The 21,883-nt window shown below is 66.9% G+C and carries 17 protein-coding genes and 4 pseudogenes; 16 read left to right on the plus strand and 5 right to left on the minus strand.

What is annotated here, in order from left to right; all coding sequences use genetic code 11:
- Positions 1 to 30: 30 nt before the first annotated feature.
- The gene (locus tag ACAG24_RS24615) at positions 31 to 1,797 is read left to right on the plus strand and encodes a proline--tRNA ligase (protein ID WP_370475735.1); all 1,767 of its coding nucleotides are present in this window, start codon (positions 31 to 33) and stop codon (positions 1,795 to 1,797) included.
- Positions 1,798 to 1,804: 7 nt separating this feature from the next.
- Here the strand turns inward: ACAG24_RS24615 and ACAG24_RS24620 are convergent, their stop codons facing one another.
- Positions 1,805 to 2,281, minus strand: a complete 477-nt coding sequence (locus tag ACAG24_RS24620) for a ferritin-like domain-containing protein (protein WP_370475736.1) — start codon at positions 2,279 to 2,281, stop codon at positions 1,805 to 1,807.
- Positions 2,278 to 2,793: a hypothetical protein gene (locus ACAG24_RS24625; RefSeq protein WP_370475737.1), complete on the minus strand. Its 516-nt coding sequence runs from the start codon at positions 2,791 to 2,793 to the stop codon at positions 2,278 to 2,280. The genes ACAG24_RS24620 and ACAG24_RS24625 overlap by 4 nt, the downstream gene beginning before the upstream one ends.
- A 166-nt stretch (positions 2,794 to 2,959) precedes the next feature.
- Here ACAG24_RS24625 and rimP point away from each other — a divergent pair, with 166 nt between their 5' ends.
- The 8 genes and pseudogenes from rimP to ACAG24_RS24665 all read left to right on the plus strand — a co-directional run bounded on the left by rimP (position 2,960) and on the right by ACAG24_RS24665 (position 11,165).
- Complete coding sequence (gene rimP / locus ACAG24_RS24630; RefSeq protein WP_370475738.1) at positions 2,960 to 3,484, plus strand: ribosome maturation factor RimP; 525 nt, start codon at positions 2,960 to 2,962, stop codon at positions 3,482 to 3,484.
- 2 nt (positions 3,485 to 3,486) lie between these two features.
- Positions 3,487 to 4,548, plus strand: a complete 1,062-nt coding sequence (gene nusA, locus ACAG24_RS24635) for a transcription termination factor NusA (protein WP_370475739.1) — start codon at positions 3,487 to 3,489, stop codon at positions 4,546 to 4,548.
- A gap of 94 nt (positions 4,549 to 4,642) precedes the next feature.
- Positions 4,643 to 4,978, plus strand: coding sequence for a YlxR family protein (locus ACAG24_RS24640; RefSeq protein ID WP_370475740.1), 336 nt, complete (start codon positions 4,643 to 4,645; stop codon positions 4,976 to 4,978).
- Between the two features lie 102 nt (positions 4,979 to 5,080).
- A pseudogene (locus tag ACAG24_RS24645) lies at positions 5,081 to 5,740 on the plus strand (translation initiation factor IF-2 N-terminal domain-containing protein); the annotation flags it as partial.
- Positions 5,741 to 5,746: 6 nt separating this feature from the next.
- Positions 5,747 to 6,286 (plus strand): annotated as a pseudogene (locus ACAG24_RS24650) (sensor domain-containing protein); the annotation flags it as partial.
- Between the two features lie 72 nt (positions 6,287 to 6,358).
- The gene (locus ACAG24_RS24655) at positions 6,359 to 7,816 is read left to right on the plus strand and encodes a hypothetical protein (RefSeq protein WP_370475599.1); all 1,458 of its coding nucleotides are present in this window, start codon (positions 6,359 to 6,361) and stop codon (positions 7,814 to 7,816) included.
- A gap of 5 nt (positions 7,817 to 7,821) precedes the next feature.
- A complete protein-coding gene (locus ACAG24_RS24660) occupies positions 7,822 to 9,171 on the plus strand; it encodes a DUF7373 family lipoprotein (protein ID WP_370475598.1) in 1,350 nt (449 codons plus the stop codon).
- A gap of 11 nt (positions 9,172 to 9,182) precedes the next feature.
- Positions 9,183 to 11,165 carry a serine/threonine-protein kinase gene (locus ACAG24_RS24665; RefSeq protein WP_370475596.1) on the plus strand — a complete coding sequence of 661 codons (1,983 nt, stop codon included), beginning with the start codon at positions 9,183 to 9,185 and terminating at the stop codon, positions 11,163 to 11,165.
- Between the two features lie 203 nt (positions 11,166 to 11,368).
- Here the strand turns inward: ACAG24_RS24665 and ACAG24_RS24670 are convergent, their stop codons facing one another.
- Entirely contained in the window at positions 11,369 to 11,959 is a 591-nt protein-coding gene (locus ACAG24_RS24670) for a hypothetical protein (protein ID WP_370475595.1), read from the minus strand.
- Between the two features lie 241 nt (positions 11,960 to 12,200).
- Here ACAG24_RS24670 and ACAG24_RS24675 point away from each other — a divergent pair.
- From ACAG24_RS24675 to ACAG24_RS24695, 5 genes and pseudogenes are all read left to right on the plus strand, one after another.
- Positions 12,201 to 12,620, plus strand: a pseudogene (locus ACAG24_RS24675) (transketolase-like TK C-terminal-containing protein); the annotation flags it as partial.
- A gap of 500 nt (positions 12,621 to 13,120) precedes the next feature.
- On the plus strand, positions 13,121 to 13,948 hold the full coding sequence (locus tag ACAG24_RS24680; RefSeq protein ID WP_370475594.1) for an alpha/beta fold hydrolase: 828 nt from the start codon (positions 13,121 to 13,123) through the stop codon (positions 13,946 to 13,948).
- Positions 13,945 to 14,838 (plus strand): alpha/beta fold hydrolase, encoded by an 894-nt coding sequence (locus ACAG24_RS24685; RefSeq protein WP_370475593.1) that lies wholly within the window; start codon positions 13,945 to 13,947, stop codon positions 14,836 to 14,838. Before ACAG24_RS24680 ends, ACAG24_RS24685 begins: the two co-directional genes overlap by 4 nt.
- Positions 14,835 to 16,424 carry an FAD-dependent monooxygenase gene (locus ACAG24_RS24690; protein ID WP_370475592.1) on the plus strand — a complete coding sequence of 530 codons (1,590 nt, stop codon included), beginning with the start codon at positions 14,835 to 14,837 and terminating at the stop codon, positions 16,422 to 16,424. Before ACAG24_RS24685 ends, ACAG24_RS24690 begins: the two co-directional genes overlap by 4 nt.
- Positions 16,421 to 17,764 carry an amidohydrolase family protein gene (locus tag ACAG24_RS24695; RefSeq protein ID WP_370475591.1) on the plus strand — a complete coding sequence of 448 codons (1,344 nt, stop codon included), beginning with the start codon at positions 16,421 to 16,423 and terminating at the stop codon, positions 17,762 to 17,764. Before ACAG24_RS24690 ends, ACAG24_RS24695 begins: the two co-directional genes overlap by 4 nt.
- Positions 17,765 to 17,790: 26 nt before the next feature.
- Here the strand turns inward: ACAG24_RS24695 and ACAG24_RS24700 are convergent.
- Together ACAG24_RS24700 and ACAG24_RS24705 are read right to left on the minus strand one after the other, a co-directional pair.
- Positions 17,791 to 18,096 (minus strand): annotated as a pseudogene (locus ACAG24_RS24700) (2-oxo acid dehydrogenase subunit E2); the annotation flags it as partial.
- Positions 18,097 to 18,234: 138 nt separating this feature from the next.
- Entirely contained in the window at positions 18,235 to 19,896 is a 1,662-nt protein-coding gene (locus tag ACAG24_RS24705) for a CocE/NonD family hydrolase (protein ID WP_370475589.1), read from the minus strand.
- 103 nt (positions 19,897 to 19,999) lie between these two features.
- On the opposite strand from ACAG24_RS24705, the gene ACAG24_RS24710 reads away from it, so the two are divergent.
- Together ACAG24_RS24710 and ACAG24_RS24715 are read left to right on the plus strand one after the other, a co-directional pair.
- Positions 20,000 to 20,635: a TetR/AcrR family transcriptional regulator gene (locus ACAG24_RS24710; protein ID WP_370475588.1), complete on the plus strand. Its 636-nt coding sequence runs from the start codon at positions 20,000 to 20,002 to the stop codon at positions 20,633 to 20,635.
- A gap of 35 nt (positions 20,636 to 20,670) precedes the next feature.
- Positions 20,671 to 21,876, plus strand: a complete 1,206-nt coding sequence (locus tag ACAG24_RS24715; RefSeq protein WP_370475586.1) for a cytochrome P450 — start codon at positions 20,671 to 20,673, stop codon at positions 21,874 to 21,876.
- The last annotated feature ends 7 nt before the right edge of the window (positions 21,877 to 21,883 follow it).

Consider the following 21,883-nt stretch of genomic DNA (forward strand, 5'->3'; position numbering starts at 1 on the left):
GGTTCAACACAATCAGTAAGGTGGTCGGCTGTGATCACCCGCATGTCCGAGCTGTTCCTGCGCACCCTGCGCGACGATCCGGCCGACGCCGAAGTGGCGAGCCACAAGCTGCTCATCCGGGCCGGCTACGTCCGGCCCGTCGGCCCCGGCCTGTACAGCTGGCTGCCGCTGGGACTGCGGGTGCTGCGCAAGATCGAAAAGGTCGTCCGCGATGAGATGAATGCCATTGGGGGACAAGAGATCCTGTTTCCGGCTCTGCTTCCGAAGGCGCCGTACGAGACGTCGAACCGCTGGACGGAGTACGGCGACGGTGTCTTCCGGTTGAAAGACCGCCGCGGCAACGACTACATGCTCGGCCCGACGCACGAGGAATTCTTCACGCTCACGGTCAAAGGCGAGTACTCGTCCTACAAGGACTTTCCTCTGACGCTGTACCAAATCCAAACCAAGTATCGCGACGAGGCGCGTCCCCGGGCGGGCATCCTGCGCGGCCGCGAATTCATCATGAAGGACTCGTACTCGTTCGACATCGACGAGGGTGGGCTCAAATCGGCCTACCACCTGCACCGCGAGGCCTACCAGCGGATCTTCGAGAGGCTGGCGGTGCGCTACGTGATCGTCTCGGCGGTGTCGGGAGCGATGGGCGGCAGCGCATCCGAGGAGTTCCTCGCCGAGAGCGAGGTCGGCGAGGACACCTACGTGCGGTGTCCGGAGTCGGGTTACGCGGCCAACGTGGAGGCGGTGATCACCGCGGTGCCCGACGCGATCCCGGCGGAGCAGATCGCGGCGCTGCCCAGCGCGACCGTCCACCAGACCGGCGATACCCCCACCATCGCGACGCTCGTCGACTGGGCCAACGGTGCGAACCTACCCAGCTTCGGTGGCCGCGCCGTCACCGCCGCCGACACCCTCAAGAACGTGTTGCTCAAGGTGCGCGAGCCCGGCGGCGACTGGGAGCTGCTCGCCATCGGCGTGCCCGGTGACCGCGACGTCGACGACAAGCGCCTCGGCGCCGCGCTGGAACCGGCCGAGTACGCGATGCTCGACGACGCCGATTTCGCCAGGTACCCGTTCCTGGTGAAGGGGTACATCGGTCCGAAAGGCCTGCTGGCCAACGGGGTTCGATATCTGGTCGACCCCAGGGTCGTGAACGGCACGGCGTGGATCACCGGCGCGGACTCGAAGGGCGATCACGTCGTCGACCTCGTGGCCGGACGCGACTTCACCCCGGACGGCACCATCGAGGCCGCCGAGGTCCGCGAGGGCGATCCGTCCCCGGACGGGGCAGGGACCCTGGTGGCCGCGCGCGGAATCGAGATCGGGCACGTCTTCCAGTTGGGGCGCAAGTATGCCGACGCGTTCAACGCCGACGTGCTCGGCGAGGACGGCAAGCCGGTGCGGCTCACCATGGGCTCCTACGGGATCGGAGTGTCCCGGCTGGTGGCGGTCATCGCCGAGCAGCACCACGACGAACTCGGGCTGCGCTGGCCCTCCAGCGTCGCGCCGTTCGACGTCCACGTGGTCATCGCCAACAAGGACGCCGATGCGCGCGCGGGCGCCACCGAACTGGCCGCCGATCTGGACCGCCTCGGCATCGATGTGCTGCTCGACGACCGAACCGCTTCTCCGGGTGTGAAATTCAAGGACGCCGAGCTGCTCGGTGTGCCGTGGATCGTCGTGGTCGGGCGCGGGTGGGCCGACGGCGTGGTCGAGTTTCGGGACCGCTTCAGCGGGGACAAGCGCGAGGTGGCGATCGACGGCGCGGTGGCGGAGATCAGCAGCGCGATCTCAGGCTGACAGGGGGCTACTCGCTGCCGCCGGGGAAGGCGACGGTGACCGCTCTGTCCTCACGGATGACGCTCCACCGTGCGGCGGTCACGGCGCATTCGGTCAGTGCCGTCACCCCGAACGCGCGCACACTCTGCTCAGTGGCCTGCTCGACGACCGCGCGCCACGCGACGGCCGCATCCTCTTCCATGCGGACGGCGAGGTTGGTGGCGTCGGTCGGGTCGTCGACCTCCAACGGCATCTGATAACCCGCCGCAGGCACGGCCGCATCGATGCCCTGCTGCTGCGCCAGCGCGATGGCCGCTTCCCGCCGCGCGCGATGCTCGGCGATGGCCGACGACACCAGGTAGTTGACCTCGGGCACGGAGTGCGCCGAGACGACGCCGTAACCGTAGATCGTGGCGTGCTCGGTGGCGATCGCGTCGAACAGGGCGCCGGCTGCCGCCTCCCCGGGACGCGAAGGCATCGTGGTGTCTGGTTCGGGTGACGTCATCGCCGACCTCCAGTGCCGGCGAGAGCGACGGCGTACGCGGCGGTGCACGACGCGGCGATCGAGGCGAGCAGCCCCGCCCGGTAACCCGACAGCGCACCGGCGGCCTGCGTTGCGCTGTCGGCCGACGCGCGCAGCGCCCCGGTCACGTCGTCGGCTTTCGGCGCGGGCACTGACGCCGACGTCGTGGTCGTGGTGGCAGTTGTGCTGGTGGTCGGCGCGGGATGGCCCGTCATCCGCACGATCTCGTCCGAGAGCGCCTCGGCGTGGGCGGCACGCTGGGCGGCGATGTCGGTCAACACGTCGGTCAATCTCCCCTGCACGGTCGCGGCGACGTCGGCGGCCAAGTCGGCATCGGATCGTGCCCTGTCCAGCGCGGTGGTGAGATCGTCGAGGTCCGGGGGAGGAGGCGGGGCTCCGCAGCCCGCGGCGGTGACCGCGAGCGCGGCCAGCGCCGTAGCTGCGACGAGCACGCGTCGACGGCTGACGGTCGGCGGTCTCGGCACGTGCCACATCCTGCCATCCGTCGGGGTCGAGCCGAGGAACCGACTTCGGCGACCCTGCGCACGGCGCGTGCTTTTCGTTATTTGTCCAGGCGTTGCTGGCGTATCGTGGGGAGTCGGATTCGCGGGGAGCCCTCCCGCGCGCCGTGTCCGGACAACTCAAGACGAGGAGCTCGCCGTGGCGGAGCGGTCTACGGGATTACCGTCGCAACGACAGGTCATCGAACTGCTCGACGGGGAGTTCGCGCGCGCGGGCTACGACATCGAAGACGTCGTGATTGACGCCGCCACGCGCCCGCCCCGCATCACGGTGGTCGCCGACAGGGACGGCGGACTTGACCTCGACGCTGTCGCGGACCTGTCGAGGATCGCCTCGGAGTTGCTCGACGACCTGGATTCACCGCCGTACGTGCTCGAGGTGTCCTCGCCCGGGGTGGACCGGCCGCTGACCGACGAGAAGCACTACCGCAGGGCGCGGGGCCGGCTCGCTCAGTTCACGTTGACCGACGGGTCGACGCTCACCGGACGGATCGGCCCTGTGGGCGACGGCACCGTCGGCGTCGTCGTGCGCGAAGCCAGGAAGAATCTCGAGGTGCGCGACATCGCACTCGATGCGATTACCAAAGCTGTTGTCCAGGTGGAGTTCTCACCGCCGAGTCCACGCGAGTTGGAACTTGCCGGTGTCTCCGGAGAGGATGCCTGACCGTGAACATCGACATGGCGGCCCTGCACGCGATCGAGGCCGACAAGGGGATCACCGTCGACGTCGTCGTCGAAACGATCAAATCGGCTCTGCTGACGGCATATCGGCACACCGAGGGGCACGAGGCCGACGCCCGCATCGACATCGACCGCAAGACCGGCGTTGTGAAGGTGATGGCGAGACAGACCGACGAAGACGGCAATGTGTTGCACGAATGGGACGACACCCCAGAGGGTTTCGGTCGAATCGCCGCGACGACCGCGCGTCAGGTCATCCTGCAGCGTCTCCGCGACGCCGAGAACGAGAAGAACTACGGTGAGTTCTCCGCGCGTGAGGGCGACATCGTCGCCGGTGTGATCCAGCGCGACGCCCGCGCCAACGCACGTGGTCTGGTCGTCGTGCGGATGGGCAGCGAGACCAAGGGTTCCGAGGGTGTGATCCCGGCCGCCGAACAGGTTCCCGGCGAGCGCTATGAACACGGCGACCGGCTGCGCTGCTACGTCGTCGGCGTCACCCGCGGGGCACGCGAGCCGCTCATCACGCTGTCACGCACCCATCCGAACCTGGTGCGCAAGCTGTTCTCGTTGGAGGTCCCCGAGATCGCCGACGGATCCGTCGAGATCGTGGCGGTGGCCCGCGAGGCCGGGCACCGCTCCAAGATCGCTGTCGCGTCGCGGGCTCCCGGTCTGAACGCCAAGGGTGCCTGCATCGGCCCGATGGGACAGCGGGTGCGCAATGTGATGAGCGAGCTCTCCGGCGAGAAGATCGACATTATCGACTTCGACGACGACCCTGCCCGGTTCGTGGCCAACGCGCTGTCGCCGGCCAAGGTGGTGTCGGTGACAGTGATCGACGCGGCGGCACGCGCGGCCCGCGTCATCGTGCCGGACTTCCAGCTCTCGCTGGCGATCGGCAAGGAAGGGCAGAACGCGCGGCTGGCGGCGCGGCTCACCGGCTGGCGCATCGACATCCGCAGCGACGACGCCGACGAAGGTGCGGACGCGCAGGCATCGCGGCCCGCGGCGCGCCGCGACGCCCCGCACGGTGCGGCAGACGAGCGCTGACCAGCGAGGCGCAATCACGACCGGCACCGGTTTTCCGCTCTGCGCTGTGGTGACGGTAGACTCAGCTGTGATCCAGCGCGAGACATCGGCTCGGATGCACAAAAGCACCTCCACCCCCGTCGGGGGACCGGTGCGGACGTGCATCGGATGCCGGAAACGAGAGCTGGCCGTCGAACTGCTTCGGGTGGTCGCTGTCGACGGCGGGAACGGTCCTGGGAATGGTTCCAGCGCCGTGACCGTTGACGCGGCGAGAAAGCTTCCGGGGCGGGGTGCGTGGTTGCATCCCGATCCGGAATGTCTGCAAGCAGCCGTTCGCCGGCGGGCCTTCGGCCGAGCGTTGCGGATCACCGGTTCACCGGACATCACCGCGGTGTCAGAGCGTTTCCCGTCACGGGAGGCGCCCGACGCGCCCGGGCAAGAGAACAGGTAAGCGAAGAACATGAGCACACCGTGAAGCCCCGATGACCATGCGTCATAGCTAACCCGAGGCGCGGCGCCTACCACCGCTGTTGCCTCCTAGACAGGAGATGTAGTGGCAGGTAAGGCACGCGTGCACGAGTTGGCCAAGGAACTCGGTGTCACAAGCAAGGAAGTACTCGCCCGTCTGGGCGAGCAGGGAGAATTCGTCAAGTCCGCGTCGTCGACGGTGGAGGCCCCGGTCGCCCGCCGACTGCGTGAGTCATTCGGTGGCGACAAGACCGACAAGGTGAAGCCGGGCGCCGGTGCGTCCAACGGCTCGCCCGCCAAGCCGGCCGCAGCCGAGAGGCGCCCAGGTCCGCGCCCCGGACCGCCGGCAGCCCAGCCGCCCAAGCCCGCAGCGCCTGCGGCACCCGCTGCCGCCGCACCTGCGCCCGCAGCGCCGCACCCCAGCGCTGCGCCGGCAGGCTGGCCGCAGGGGCCTGCGGCGACCCAGCCCAGCGCGCCCAGGGCGTTGCCGGCCCCGCCGACCGCCGGGAGGCGGTGGTGGCTGATTGGCGCAGCTGTCGCGGTGGCCGCAGCCGTGCTGGTCGCGGTCGTCGTCTTGCGCGCCGGCACCGGCCAGTCGGGCGCGCCGGCGCAGACCACTGCGGCCGCGCCCACCAGTCGTGCTCAGGTACCCGGTGCATCGACAACGCCACCCTCCCCCACTGCGGCGCCCGCACCGCCGCCCGCGGGCCCCCCACCTCCTCCACCCGCACCGGTCGTGGGGCCTGACGCGCTGGCACCGCTGCTGCTGACCGACGCCGAGCTCAGCACACAGCTGGGTACCCCCGGGTTCACCTCGGTCGGAGTAGAGAACCAGATGCTGGGTGGGGCCTCCGACCCGCCGCACTGCACCGGCGCCTGGGGACCGGCCTACGCCACCAGCTATGGCGGCACGGGGTACACCGGTGTCGCGGTGTCGGCGGCGTCTGTGGAAAAGGTGTACAAGGTGGGCCAGGCGGTGGTCTCGTTCCCTGACCCCGCCGCCGCCAAGGCCGCCTACGACAGCCTGGTAGCCGGTTGGAATCGCTGCGCATCCACCCACCTCATGCACACCGAAGGCGCGGCCACGGGCATCGACGTCGGCACCCCCCGCCCCGACGGGGACGTCATGACACTGCTGCTGATCCCGACCACCTCCGCCACCCCGGGTCAGCAATGCGAACGCGATATGACCCTGCGCGGCAACGTCATCGTCGACGTGCGGTCCTGCTCGACGACCGCCGCCGGCGGGGGTGTGGCGATCACCCGCGCCATCGCCGACAAGATCCGCTGACCCTGCCGACCACACCGGCCACCACTGACGGCTCGACCGCTCCAGCGAGCCCCACGAAGGAGAACCTCGACCGTGGCTGATCAGCCGCACCGCCGCGACACCGCAGCGCAATCCACACCGGGCGACCCTGAGGCACCCACGACCGCCACCCCGGCGTTCCCGCGCCCGTCCGTCCAGGATCCCGACGGCCCGACCGTCGCCACCCCCACCTACACCCGGCCGCCCGCACCGGCGAGTCCGCCGCCAGATCCCGACGGTCCCACCCGAGTGGTGCCGCGCTACACACCACCCGCGCCGCCGGCAGCCGCGCCGCAGCAGCAGTGGCCGCCGCAGCCGCCAACCCCCACCGCCCCGATGCCTTCCGCTGCGCCACCTCCCCCCACACCACCTCCCCCCGCGTCGGCTCCCGCACCGGCCGCACCCCCCGCTGCGCAACCGGACACCGGTTCCCAGTGGCCTGCGGCGTCCCCCCAGCAGCCCGGCTGGCCCCCACCGGGTGGCGCACCCAACTACCCTCCCGGCCCGCCGACGGGGTACGGGCCGCCGGTACGGCGCCGCAACAACGCGCTGATCGCCGGGATCGCCGGCGGGGCGCTCGCCCTGGTCGTCATCGTCGTGGTGGCCTTCACACTGAGCTCGCGCGGCGAAGGGGCCGGCGGCGCGTCGGCAGGGCCATCAGGATCTCCGGCTGAGGTCGTCACCGCTTACCTGGAAGCGCTGCGCGACGGCGACGCCGAGAAAGCGCTGTCCTACAGCAAGGCCGAACCCGCAAGCACGGACTTCCTGACCGACGCGGTGCTGCGCAAGCAGAACGCCGAGATGCCGATCTCCGACATCCGCATCCTCGACCGCGACGAGGGCCGCCCCAACTTCGGCTTCTCCACCCTCAAAGTGGCCGTCAACTTCGGCGACACCATCTCCGAAGGCAACCTCAGCCTGACCGAGGTCGACGGCAGCTGGAAGCTCAACAACGCTTTCATCAAGCTCGACACCCAGTCGCTGACCGGAACCACCGGCGCCGCCAAGACGCTGACCCTGTTCGGCGAGCCCGTCGCATCCCGCGGCGCCGCCTACGTGTTCCCCGGCATACTGGACGTGACCAGCGACAACGACTACCTCACCGTCGAGGGCGACTTCACCCTCGATCTGCAAGCGCTGGCGGGCGGATCGTCGTTCCTGCAGCCGACCTTCACTCTCAGCGACGAAGGGAACGACGCCGTCGCCCAAACCGTCGCCGACGCCTTCGCCACCTGCGAACGCTTTAAAGCCATCGACCCCCCGGGATGTCCGTACCGGCTGGATCGGCCCGACGCTGTCGAGGGCACCGTCACCTGGGGACCCGCCGACCTCAGCCAGGTCAGCCCCGGCTACTTCGATCCCAAGTCGATGACGACCACCGTGCAGGGCCCGGTGGTCATGCCGGTGCGCACCCAGACCACCAGCGGCCAACAGGCCAGCGGCGAGGTCAACGAATACTTCGCCGGAACCGTCGATTTGACCACGACGCCCCCGCAGCTGAACCTGGAGTGATCGACATGAATCGCTCAGGCTGCGGTGACCCGTCCGGCGTCGGCCGGCCAGCACCCCGGCAACCCCGCCGCACGGCCGCCGCGAAGATGCTGCGCTCCGCCGGAGCGATCCTGGCAGGGGCCCTGCTGGCGGGGTGTTCGGCGACGACCACGGGCACCCCCACCACCGCCCCGCAAGGCCCCGATTCCGGGGCCATCGTGGCGCTGATGGACTCCGGGAACTACCCCACCGCCGCAGGAAAACCCTTCGGCGTCGCCGGTGACGACATCGGCGCGGGCAATGTGCTCGAAGCCCACCGCCTCGCCGAATACACCGTCGGCCCGTGGGAGATTGACGCCGACGTGAAGTATCTGCCCGGCTGGCTGGAGCTGTCCCTGGTGGGCCCGATCGAATCGCCCACGGTGCTGCGCAGCAACAACGTCCTTGCCGGTGACCTGCCCGACATCGCCCAAACGCACGGCTTCGTCGCCGGATTCTCCACCACGCGCACCTCGATTCCGGTCAACAGCCAAGACCCCGGCCAGCAGCGCTGGCTCAACATGGCGGTCCTGCGCTTCCCTAACCCCGCCGCGGCCGCAGCGGCCGCCACCGAAATGGCGGCCAAACAACCCCCGCCCCCCGGCGCCCCCGGCGGCCAGTCCATCCCACTGCCGATCACGCCGGAGGGCAAAGCCATCAAGTTCCCCCTGCCCGACAACGCCGAACAGGTCATCAGCTTCACCGCCCACGGCCCCTACGTGGTCTACGTCGTCGCCCAGACCGCGTTCGAACTGCTGGGCAAAGACGCCGCCACCCTCGCTGGTAAAGCCACCGATCTGCAGAAACGCCGCCTCGCCGAGTTCACCCCCACCGATCTGGCGGCGCTGCGCGACCTACCGCTTGACCCCACCGGGCAGCTGTTGACTCGCACACTTATAGCCCCGGACGGCAGCGCCCCCTTCATGATCGGTGTCTGGAACGCCCGCGCCTGGCTGCACTTCGAAACCGATCCCGTGCTAGCCAACGCGCTGTTCAGTACCGCCAGTGTCGACGTGGTCTCCCAGCGCACCACCACGGTGTACCGGGCCGCCAACCCCGACGGGGCCGCGCGGGTCGCCGACGGTCTGGCCGACCACATTGGTAACTTCACAGACGTGCACAGCATCGACGGCGTGGCAGGGCTGCCCGCCGCGAAATGCTACAAACGCCACCTCGGCGCGCTGCCCTCCACCTCCGCGATGACCTGGCAGCGAGTGTTCTGGGCCTTTGAATGTGTGGCCACCGTGGACCGCTACGCCTACACCGCCTTCTCGGCCACCGAACAAGACGTGCGCCAGCAGATGGCCGCGCAGTACCGAATCCTGGCCGGGCAGTAAGCAACCCGGTCATGGTGTTGCATCCAGGCGCCGTCGTCGGGGGCTACCTCATCGAGTCCATCCTGGGATCAGGAGGGATGGGCACGGTGTATCGGGCCCGCCACCCCGTCCTGCCGCGCAGCGACGCACTCAAAGTGCTCTCCGCCGAACTATCACGCGACGAACACTTCCGCGCCCGATTCGAACGCGAAGCCGAGCTGGCCGCCACACTGGATCACCCCAACATCGTCACCGTCTACAACCGCGGCGACACCGACGGCCACCTGTGGATCGCGATGCAATACGTCGCCGGCAGCGACGCCGAGAAAGAACTCACCGGCGGCCGAATGACCCCACAACGCGCCGCCCACATCATCACCGAAGTCGCCAAAGCACTCGACTACGCCCACCGACAACAGCTGCTACACCGCGACATCAAACCGGCCAACTTCCTGCTAGGCCCTCAGGACGAACGAATCTTTTTGGCCGACTTCGGGATTGCCCGCGCCCTCGATGAGGCCGTTGGGCTGACCCAGACCGGCATGGTCATGGCCAGCGTCGCCTACGCCGCCCCGGAAAGCCTTGTTGGCGAGCCCACCGATCACCGCGCCGACATCTACTCGCTGGGCTGCTCGCTCTACCGGATGCTCACCGGAGTCTCGCCGTTCGCCCGCACCGGCGGCATGGCCGCCGTCGCCGCCGCCCACCTCATGGAAGCACCCCCCCGCGCCACCGACACCGCCCCCCAACTACCCACCGCCATCGACGCAGTCCTTACCCGCGCGATGGCCAAAGACCCCGCGCACCGCTTCCAAACCGCCGGCGACCTCGCCGCCGCCGCAGCCCGCGCACTCGACGAAACCACCGACGCGGTCCGCATCACCCCCACCCCGGCGCCGCCGCCGCGGCCCGACCACACCCCGCCGCACTGGCCCACCCACCCAGCCGGCCCGGGCCCGCGCCCCTACCCACCACCGCACACCGCAGTTGGCGGCGCCGCGTGGCCCACCGGCCCCACACACCCCGCGCCTCACCCCCCGGCGCCTCCGCCGCTCTCGCGCCCGCGTCGCCCGCGCCGCGCACTGATCGCGGCCAGCCTCGCCGCCGTGGTGCTGCTCGTCGCCGGCGCAATCACGGTCTGGATGTGGCCCCGCGACAGCCAAACCCCCTACCCAGCCCAACAATTGGCCCACCAGCACGGCACCGCCACGCTCACCGAACAACCACGCGCGGTCGTCGCAGCAGGACCCGGCGACGCCGACGCCCTCTTGTCCCTCGACGTGCAACCAGTCGCCGTCATCGCCCCCGACACCCAACTACCCGGCTGGGAAAGAGATCTCATCACCGGCGACGTGGCCGTACTCCCCGATACCAACGACACCGCCGCGATCGCGGCGACCAAACCCGACCTCATCATCGACACCGCACCCATCGACGGCGCCACCTACCGGTCCCTGTCACAAATCGCTACCACCATCACCCGCCCCCAGAACGCCAACGACTGGACCTGGCAAACCCATCTGCAATGGGTCGGGCGCATCCTGGGCCGCTCCGACCGAGCCCAAGAACTCATCGATATGGCGGCCACCGCCCAAGCCGACCTGCGCGAGGCCCACCCCGCGTTCGATGCCAAAAGCATCGAAATGGTGCTCGTCACCGACAACGGCGTCAACCTCGCCACCCCCGAATCGGGGATCGCCCGATACCTGCAAGGTCTCGGATTCCGCTACCCGGGCCAAACGCCCTCCGCGACGACGTCCGTTGCCGAACTCCAACCCGTCGACGCCCAGCAACTCAACCTCACCCCCACCGATGTCCGAGTCATCCTGCGCACCGACAAAGCAGCCGGCGGCGGAAGCTACAACGGCCTCCCACAACCCTTCTCGCAATACCGCGGCGTCACCGTCATCGTCGACAACCCCGACACCATCGCCGCCCTACAGACCCCCGGCTACGCCGCAACCACATATCTCAACAAGACCCTCATCGACGCGCTGGCCAGCCAGGTTCGCTAGTTGTCACTGACCACGGATGGCGTGGTCTGCAGACTTCCAGACATGGGGCGCAAGTGCGGGCGAGCCTGGAGTCCGACCTAGCCGGCGGGTTGGGTGTCGGCGACCCCAGCGTCATCTCGACTCAACCAGCAGACGGGGCCAAGTACCAGTGGCAGGCAGCTGATCCGACCCGACTCGCAGACATGATCGAGCGCGATTTGCGGCTAGTTTTCCCCAGCATGTGGTGACCCCATCGGTGTCCGCTCTCGCCACTGCCGATTGTTGTCGATCAGTTGCAGTGCGATGGCTCGGTCTTCCCAACGAGGCGCTACCGGCCTCCGGAGCTTGGCCTTGACTACCTCCATCGCCGGGCGAGCGAAGTCAGCCTCACCGAGCCTCAACCTAATTCGAGGCGCCCGCAGGAGATCCTTCTGACGCTGGTTCTCGGAGAGCTTCCCGTGGGCTCGATCCATCGGGTCGAACATGTCGATCAGGCCGAACTCCTGCAATTCGTGGCGGGCGGAGAAGGCTTCGGGGGCTAGGCCGTACCACTGCCACCGCGTCAGCTGGGGCAAGGCTACGCCAGCTTCGTCGGCGTCCTTGCGGCTCCGGGGCCGCTGCGTCTGCTCGGCGACCGCCAGCAGAGTCGCCATCTCCTCGTTGGTGAGTACCAGGTGCCACCCCGCCATGAAAAACCCGGCGGGCAGGATCACTGCCCCGGCCTCTTCGGAGGGGACGAAGTATCGTTGCCTAGATCGGTCTTCGCAGAACAGGGTGAAGCGGTCGAATCGGTGCTTGCTTCTACGGGCGCCCACGCTTGCACCAAGTCGTGCTCGGCGAGCTTGGTGAGAGCCCTTGTCATCCGCAAATTCAGTTCGCGGTTGGATACGTCGAGCGCCAGCAGGCCGCATAGTTCGCTCCAGCCGTCCACCCCGTTGTTGGCCCGACCGTTCTTCCACCGGTCACCGGGTTCGAATTCCAGGTGTGCGGTGTACAGCAAGCTGAGATAAACCTGCAGCGCATCGCTGGGCCGGTGAGTGAGGCTGGTCAGGGCCTGGCGCGTATACATTGCGCCCGGCGCCCACGCCGGCGGTGTGCATCGTGGCGATGGGGGCGCTGGCCACGGAAGCCGTCGAAGCCGCGGACCGGCTCGCCGACATCGGAGCCGAGGCCGAAGTCGTCTGCGTGACAAGCGCAGACCTACTCTACCGCGCCATCCAAGCCCGCGAGGGGCAGACGGAGGCGCCGTCCTGGATTCTCGACCAGGTTTTCGCAGCGGGTCGCGCCGCGCCGATGGTCACTGTGCTCGACGGACACCCGCACACGCTGGCGTTCTTGGCAACCATCAACCAAGTCCGGTGTAAGTCGTTGGGTGTCAGCACCTTCGGACAGGCCGGCGACCTTGACTCGGTGTACCGCCACCACGGCATCGATACCGACACCATCGTGCGCGCAGCACTCGATGTTCGTGGGTGAGCGGTATCGGCAGTGAGAGTACCGGCCAGGATCTCACGGTGCTCAGGGTGCGAGTGGAGAACGCCGCAGGGTCGCGGACTGGACATGGCTGGCGACGAGTATCAACGACTACCGATCATCAAATCATGCCATGACTGACGAACCGGCAATCCCACGCCCGGTCGGCTGTTGGCGCCACGAGCAGCGGCGCCGCCGACGAAGCCTTCGCAGCTGGTGATGTGGATTCCGGAATGTCCTGGGGCAACCGCAACGACGGCACGAGATTCGCCCCTTTTGGCGAAGGATCACGGGGTTCCATCGTGTCAGTGATCGCCGGCGCGGGTGCGCGCCTGTAGTGAAGCGTGCCACTGGGAGTGCGCCGCCCCACATGCGCTCGGGTGACAGAGCAGGCTGTTTAGCTGCCGCGGCGGGCGCTCACCCGCCTCGCCTGAGCGCCGTCCAACCCGTTCACCGATCGGCAAGTTGACACCCCGATAATTAACGGTAACCCTGTATCCATTATGGTCGATAACTCTTCTCTTTCCTCGCAGTACGTGCGAGTCAATGATCTAAATGTCCGCTATCGGCGTGCCGGGCGCGGGCACCCGCTGCTGCTGTTGCACGGCACCACCTCCTCGCTGGAGCATTTCGACCGCGCCGCCGCGAGCCTGGAGCGTAGTTTCGATGTCATTCGCCCGGACCTGCCCGGGTTCGGGCTCACCGGCCCGCGCCCGGACCGCGACTACCGGGTGTGTACGTACGCCAGCACCGTGGCCGAATTCATGCAGCAACTCCACGTTCCCCGGTATGCGGTGGCGGGAAACTCGCTGGGCGGCAACATTGCGTGGACCTTGGCCCTGGATTACCCAGATCGCCTGTTCGCCCTCGTACTGGTCAACGCCACCGGCTATCCGGAGAAGACCTTGCCGGCCGGCATGCGATTAGCCCGTAACCCGCTTGCACGCCCGCTGATGCGGGCGGGGATGCCGCGGCGGTTGGTCGAACGCGGCCTGCGGCAATCGGTGGCGCCCAACTCCACCATCGTCGACGACGCGATGGTTGACCGGGTCCACCGATATTGGAATGCCAGCGGAAACCGTTCGGCCTTCGTCGATTTCGTGAACACCAACCAGCCGGACCGTAGCGCCGAGATTCCTGAGATTGGCGTGCCTACGCTGGTGTTGCGCAGTGCCGGCGTCGACGCACAGCACTTCGCCCGCGACATCCCCGACGTTCGTGAGGCCGTGCATCCCAGCGCCGGACATCTGCTGCCTGAGGAGGAGCCGATCTGGTTCGCCGAGAAGGTCGCCACCTTCCTCAACACCCTCGAAGCACAGGAGCTGACATGAAGTACTTCACCGTCGCTGGAGAAGACCGCACGCTCGACGGCATCACTCGTCGCCAACTGCGCGGCAGTTACATCGACCTAACCGACGGAGTGACTCACTACGAACTCCGCGGCCCGACCAACGGTCCTGTGGTGGTACTGGTGCCGGGATTAACCATTCCGCTGTTCTACTGGGACTCCGTCGCCGCCGAGTTGCATTCACGGGGTCTGCGCACCCTGGCTTTTAGCGCCTATGGGCGCGGCTACTCCGAACGAGTCCGCACCGATTACACCGAGGCGCTGTTCAGCCGCCAACTGCGCGAACTCGTCGCCGAGCTGCAGCTACCGACTCACCACCTCGTAGGCACGTCGATGGGTGCTCTTATCGCCATGGGATACGTTGCAGCAGAGGCTGACTCAGTAGCATCATTGACACTCGTCGGACCGGCTGGTTTGAGCGGAGCGAATACGCGCCAGCAACGATTGCTGCGCAGCGATCTGCTCGCGACGCTGGTAGCCAAACGATCTGGGCGCCGCATCCTGCTCGGCCACCTCGAGCACAACGTCGCCGACCCCGCCCTGGTCCCCCAACTGAAAACCATGATTAGCGACGCCTACCGCTATGAAGGTTCGATGTACGCGTTCTTCTCAACGCTGCAGAACTTTCCGCTGTCGAGCCGGGGGCTGTTGTTCCGCGGTGTAGGCGAGCGCAAGGTGCCCACCCAGCTGCTGTGGGGCACCAATGATCAGGTCACCCCGATCACCGGTCTCGACGACGCCCGCGCGCTGCTACAACCCGCCGAGACACACCTCCTGCAGTGCGGCCACATGGCCCCCTACGAACGCCCCCTTGACGTGGCAGAGCACCTCGTTTCTTTCACGACCGCACACCACGATCGGATTACCTCATGACCGCACCCACCATTGATGTCCTCGTCGTCGGGGCCGGCCCTGTCGGCAGTGCGCTCGCTATCGATTTGGCCCGGCGCGGGCTCGCCGTACGCATCATCGACAAGGCCGATCACGGATTCGACGGATCGCGCGCCAAAGGAGTGCAGCCGCGCACCCTCGAAGTATTCGAGGACCTCGGCGCACTCGATGATGTGCTCGCCGGCGGAACCACATACCCTCTCATGGGCATTCACCTCGGACCGATCCACCTTCCATGGCGGATGATGGGCAAGGCCAAGTCAGGCGACGACGTCCCGTTCCCCGACACCTGGCTGGTCCCCCAGTTCCGCACCGACCGAGCCCTGCGCAACCGGCTGTCCGAACTTGGTGTGACCATCGAGTACCAGCGCGAACTCCTCGACCTCGGCCAAACGGCGGAGGCAGTCAGTGCGAACGTCCATAGCGGCGACGGCATCGAGACCATCACGGCTCGCTACGTGGTCGGCGCCGATGGCGGCAGCAGCGCGGTGCGAAGACAACTCGACATCGCGTTCATCGGATCCACCGACGAGTCCGATCGGATGCTCATCGTCGACGCCGACGTGCGCGGCGGGCTCTCGCGTGACCGCTGGCATGTGTGGCCCGGTCTGGGGGGCCGGTTTGTCGGCGCGTGCCCGCTGCCGCACGGGGATCAGTTCCAGTGGATGATCCGGCTGCGCCCTGATGAATCGCCACCCGAGGGTGAAGACCAGATCACCCAACGCATCCGCGCTCACACCGGCAATAAGCGGCTCGGCGTGTACAACATCACCTGGCAGTCGGTGTTCCGCCCCAATATCAGACTGGCCGAAAATTTCCGGAGCGGGCGGGTGTTCATCGCTGGCGACGCCGCCCACGTGCACACCCCCGCGGGCGCCCAAGGCCTCAACACCGGCATCGGTGACTCCTACAATCTCGGCTGGAAACTCGCCCAGGTCATCGCCGGCGCCCCCGTTGGACTGCTGGACACCTACCATGCTGAACGTCAACCCATCGCCGCCGCAGTGCTGGGCCTGTCGACCAAGAAGTACAGCGGCATCGCCAAACTCAACCCGTCAAGCATCAGACGCGGCACAGACGAACAGCAACTCGCGCTGAACTACCGCGGCGGCCCACTAGCACCCATGGCTGCCGAACACAGCGCCGCCCTGCATGTGGGCGACCGCGCTCCCGACGCCCGATTGCACGACCGAAACGGCACCGCGGTGCGCTTGTTCGACACCTACCGCGGCCCGCACTTCACCGCGGTGGCCTACGGCCCGCGCTCCGCCCACGACATGGCTCTGCTGGCCTGGCCAACCGGGGGCTCGCCACTGCGCCGCGTCGCCATCGACGCCGACAATGCGGAAGCCGACAGCGTCTTGTACGACACCACCAAGGCCTTTTGCAGGCACTACGGCCTCGACCGCGACACGCTGCTGCTGATCCGGCCCGACGGCTACGTCGCCAGTATCGCCACCCACGACATGCTCACCACGACCATCGCCGTCATCGCCACGCTCACACCACCCGTGCATGGCGGCACCGGTTACAAAGGCCTTCTGTCCCAACAGGAGTCGCGCCCATGACGTCCACCTTGCTGCGTGGCGCGCACGTGATTACTATGACCGCCGACCGACCCGACGCCGAGCGCCTCGACATCCTCATCGCCGACGACGCCATCGCCGCTATCGGCGAGAACCTGCCCGCCGCCGCCGACGTCGTCGATTTTGCTGGGCGCATCATCATCCCAGGCCTGATCAATGCCCACCTGCACACCTGGCAGACTGCGCTGCGTACCGTCGGAGCCGACTGGACCATGCTGGAGTACCTGCGCCACGTCCACGGTGAACTCGGCCCCCGCTACCGCCCCGACGATGTCTACATCGCCACCTTGGTTGGCGCGTTGAGCCAAATTAACCGCGGTACAACCACTATCGGCGATTGGGCGCATAACAGCCTCACCGCCGACCACGCCGACGCTTCGCTCGAGGCACTGAAGCAATCCGGTGTACGGGCGCTGTTCCTTCACGGAATCCCCGGTCGCACACCTGAGACCACTCATCCGCTCGCCGAGGTGGACCGCCTCCTCGACGTGCCAACCCATTCGCTGGTCACCGTCGGCATGGCCATAGCCGGTCCCCAGACGTCGACGCCGCAAGTGGCGATCGCCGACTTCCGCGCTGCCGCCGAGCGCGGCATCGTGGCGTCGATGCATCAGAGCGGAGGCCCTGCACGACCCGCATGGGAAGCGGTGAGTTCGGCCGACCTTTTCACTCCATTGACCAACGTCGTGCACGGCGCCGGCTTGACCGAAGAATGGGTTAAGCGCCTTATCGACGCTGGTGCCACATTCACCACCACACCGGAAAATGAACTAAGCCACGGCCACGGGAGTCCGATCACCCCTAAGCTTCTGGCCGGCGAGGGCGCACCTTCGCTGGGCACCGACACTGATAGCGCCGTGCCCGGCGATGTGCTGACCGCCGCACGCATCGCGCTGGCTCACCAGCGCGGCATCGACCACGACAAGGCGCGTCAGGACACCGGCATCATGTGTCCCACCGCGACGGTCACCAGCAAGCAGGCGCTGGCGTGGGCCACCACCGAGGGGGCCCGCGCCCTGGGCCTTGCCGACCGCGTCGGCAAGATCGAGGTGGGCCTGCAAGCCGACCTGACCGTCATCGATGCCCGCCAGCTGAACCTCTGGCCCGCCCATCACCCCGTCGCCGCCGCTCTACACGCCGATCTAGCCAACATCGAAGCCGTCATGATCTCCGGTAAATGGCGCAAACGCGACCACCGCCTGCTTGAAGTCGACCTCGGCAATCTCAAGGCCCAGCTCCGCGAGTCGGGCGACAGGCTGCTGGCCAGCGAGCACCACGGGACCAGTACCGAGTCGCACTCAATGTCTGTCCGTCGCCATTGAAATCAGTTGGCTCCCCCCGCGCACGTTCAGGTGCTTGTCGCCATTTGTGTTGTGTGCGGCCCGGAGAAGAGTTCTTCTGCGGTGTAGCCAGATTCGAGCTGTCTTTTGACGGTGTCGAGGAAGCGGGCGGCGTCGGCACCGACGACGATGCGGTGGTCGTAGGTGAGGGCGAGGTAGACCATAGAGCGCACGCTGAACACTATGTTGCCGTGAGCATCACGCGTAGGGACCACGCGTTCGACGACGGCGCCAGTTCCGAGGATCCCTGACTGCGGCTTGTTCAGGATCGGGGTATCGAAGAGGGCTCCGCGACTGCCGGTGTTGGTGACCGTGGATTGATTATCAATCAGTCTTACGCCGCGGTCTCGAACCTGTCAACGACTTCCTCGATTGGACTGGGGACGAGCGCTCTGGTGTGATCGCATCGTCGAGGCGAACTCGCCGCCCCGAACCGCCACGCGGCCAGTCCTTTATTGCGTTGGCACCACTGGGATTAACAACGCTGAGGGGTATTGACCGCCGGTGTGCAGGACGTGCGGAGCGGTGTTGTTGACGATGTCGTGCCCGGCGACGAACTGCTCTCGCGGCCAGCGCGAGATGTTGGCGCCGGCGACGGTGAGCCGAAGCGTCTCCCCCGCCCGGAAATGCGCTGTAAATGGCCATATTTCGATGTCGAGCTGCACCGGTCCATCGGGAATCGCGAGTTCTCGTTCGTGCGTGTGCACGGGGCGATCGGGGCTGGAGAGGGTCGTGTCGAGTTCGCGATGGCTGGCGCGCAGCCAACCCATGGCAAGCGGACCATCGTCGAGGTAGGCGCATAGCGGATAGTGCACCACCTGTCCGTCGCTGTCGATCTTGTCGAGTTGGACGAACAGATCCATGTCGGCGGCACCTGGTGAGGCGGCGTACAGGCGCAGCGCGCAATGGCCGGCCAGATCGGTTTCGGCGTCAAAGGTGTAGTCGAACTCGGTCTTCTCCTCACCGGCGTGCAACGCGGGATCGGTGGGGCTGAGGGTCGGGTCGTAGCCCGTCGTGCCGGCCCCGGCGATGGGTGTCGTCGTCATTTGGGCGGTCTCCGCATCCAGATAGAGCACGGTCGGGGTGACTCGTGCTGGCGGCCAAGATGATTCGGAGCGGATGGGCCCGGTCTCGGTGCGGTCGCGGTACTCGACGCGTACGGGTGGCCAGGACGTGAGGTCAGTTTCCGCGTCCTTTAGGAAGTGGTCGAAAAAACTGCGTTGACGGTCCATGTTCTCGGGCGCGTAGTAGTAGCGCCATTCCTTGCGGCCGTGGACGTCGAGCCACTTCTGCGTGGACCCGCAGCGCCGGTAGGCCTCCAGTGTGCCACGAGTGTGAGTACCGTGATTACCTACCGAACATACGAAAAGCGCTGGCACCTCGACGGATTCCAGTACGGGTGTCTTGGCGTTCCAGAAATCATCCAGGAGCGGGTGCGTGAAGAATTCGCTGGCGATATCTTCGCGTTTGTTCAGTCCGAAACCGAGCGTCGTGACCCAGTTCGGACCGAATTGCGTTTCCGGGATTCCGCCCGGGAAAGCCGCTTCGCGATACGGATCGCTGATGCCCTCGGAGGGATTGATCGCCACGAGGTGGGGTGGACGGGTCGCGGCGATCGCGTACTGGCTCATCGCCAAGTAGGAGACACCAGAAAGCCCTACCCTGCCATTGCTCCATGGCCGGGTCCCGGCCCACTCGACCAGGTCGTAACCATCTTTGGCCTCCTGGGCAGTGAAGAACGATGCATCGCCCTGCGATCCCCAGCAACCGCGCGGATCGGCGTAGATGACTGCGTAGCCGTGTTTGACCCAGTACTGGGCCACCGGAGCTTCGAAGGGCGCGCCCTCCGGTAGCGGCGGGTCTATGTCGGCGCCGGCGCCCAGGATGGGCGGGAAGCCGTTGTGCTTGCCGTACGGGGCGTAGGCGATCAGCACCGGGGCCTGAGCTGCGTCCCCCGCCGGACGGCATATATCCACATAGATGGTTACGCCGTCGCGCATCGGGACGGCGACGTCGCGCTCGGTCAGCATCCCGTCAGCCTCGCTGCTGCTTGGTCGCAGGCCCGGATAGCCGCCCAATTCGGGTGGGGTGGCATCCACCATCAGCAGCGTCATTTCTTCACTCATAATTCTCCAACTCTCGGTCTGTATTAGAATCAGAATTCTGCTTCGGTACCGTAGCAGCGTTAGGCTGAGTTCCCAAGGGTGTAAGGACCATATGAGCGACGAGCCAAACGGCATGCGCGCCCCCGTTCAGGCGCGAAGCCACGAGTCGACCGAACGCATCCTTGACGGCGCCTTGTCCGTCCTCGATCGAGCCGGATTGTCGGGATTGACCATGGCCGCGGTGGCCAACGAGGCCGCGATGTCGATCGGCGCCATCTATCATCGCTTCGCCGATCGCCGGCACCTGCTGATCGCGGTCCAGGATCGTTTCCTGAGCCGGCTCGAACGGGACTGGCTGAACACCTCGGCGCCGATTTGGGCAACCGAGGATCGCGACGAACAGCTGCACCGACTGGTCGCAGCATTCACCGAGACATTCGCAACGCACCGCAATGCCTTCAAGGCCTTCATGGTCACGGGAAACGACGACCCCGGGTTGCGAGCCCGCGGAAACGAGTCCAGCGGACGCTTCGCCGCGTATTTCGCCGCACAACTCACGGAACGGTTCGGTTGCCCACCCGATGCCGCTGAAGCCGCCTATCGATTGCTCCTCGCTGATGCCGTGCTGTCCATCATGTTCAGTCCCGCCGAGGTGACCGGCGCATCTGCTCCGGCCGCCCGCCCAGCGCATCTGGTCGCGGCAATCCGAGCGGTCTTGACCGCGGCGGGTAGCACTGGCACTAATTGATAGCACTCCTATCGTTTCTGCCGTATGGTGCTGGTATGACTCAGGCAACCGAAGCTCCGCATTACATGCGACGCAACGTCCTTGACCCCGTCCCAGCGTTAGGCGAGCTCCGCAGTTCCACGGCGGTCACGAAGCTGGTCACGGCAGTCGGGATGCCCGCCTACCTGGTGACGCGCTACGAGGACGTCAAAGCCGCACTCGCCGATCCGCAGCGCTTCTCCAACCGCAAACCACCTGGCTGGGCAGCGGCGCCCGGTGCTTCCAACGTCACCGCCGAGGAACATGCGCGGCTCACGGCTGGAAACCTTCTCGGCATCGACCCGCCCGAGCACCAACGGATCCGACGAATGCTCACGTCGGAGTTCACAGTCCGGCGGATGCAGCGACTCGAGCCGCGGATTATCGAAATCGTCGACCAACACCTGGACGCGATGGAGCGCACCGGACCACCTGCAGACCTAGTGGCGGGTTTCGCTCTGCCGATCCCGTCGCTGGTCATCTGCGAACTACTAGGTGTCCCCTACCAGGACCGCACCGACTTCCAGCAGCGATCGTCCCGACAACTGAACTTCAGCCTTCCGGCTGACGAACGCTGGGCTCTGCAGTTGGCCGCCCGTGAGTACATGATGTCGCTGGTTCAGCGCGCCCGTCGAAACCCGGGCGACGACATGCTGGGCATGCTGGTACGCCAGCACGGCGACGAAGTCACCGACGACGAGCTGGTCGGCATCGGCGGGCTCTTGCTGCTCGCGGGCCACGAGACCACCTCCAACATGCTGGGACTGGGGACGATTGCACTGTTGCAACGGCCCGACCAATTGGCCGCCGTCCGCGACGATCCCGATGCGCTCGGGCCCGCTATCGAGGAGTTGCTGAGGTACCTGTCGGTGGTGCAGAACGCCATCCCGCGCATCACCACGACCGCCGTCGAGATCGGCGGGGTCCCCATCCCCGCCGGGCAAGTCGTGATTCTTTCGCTGCCCGCGGCCAATCGCGACCCTCAATTCATCGACGCCCCCGATACTCTCGACATCCACCGCGGTGCGCCAGGCCATCTGGCCTTCGGCCATGGCGTACACCACTGCCTTGGCGCACCTCTGGCACGCATGGAAATGCGCATCGCGTTCCCCGCGCTGCTTCGCCGTTTTCCTCATCTTGCGATGGCCGAAGACGTCGACGAGGTGCGCTTTCATGCGTTCAATCTCGTCTACGGCGCTCAATCACTCCAGGTCACCTGGTGATCAGCCG

The organism is Mycobacterium bulgaricum (assembly GCF_041287165.2).
Classification (GTDB): domain Bacteria; phylum Actinomycetota; class Actinomycetes; order Mycobacteriales; family Mycobacteriaceae; genus Mycobacterium; species Mycobacterium bulgaricum.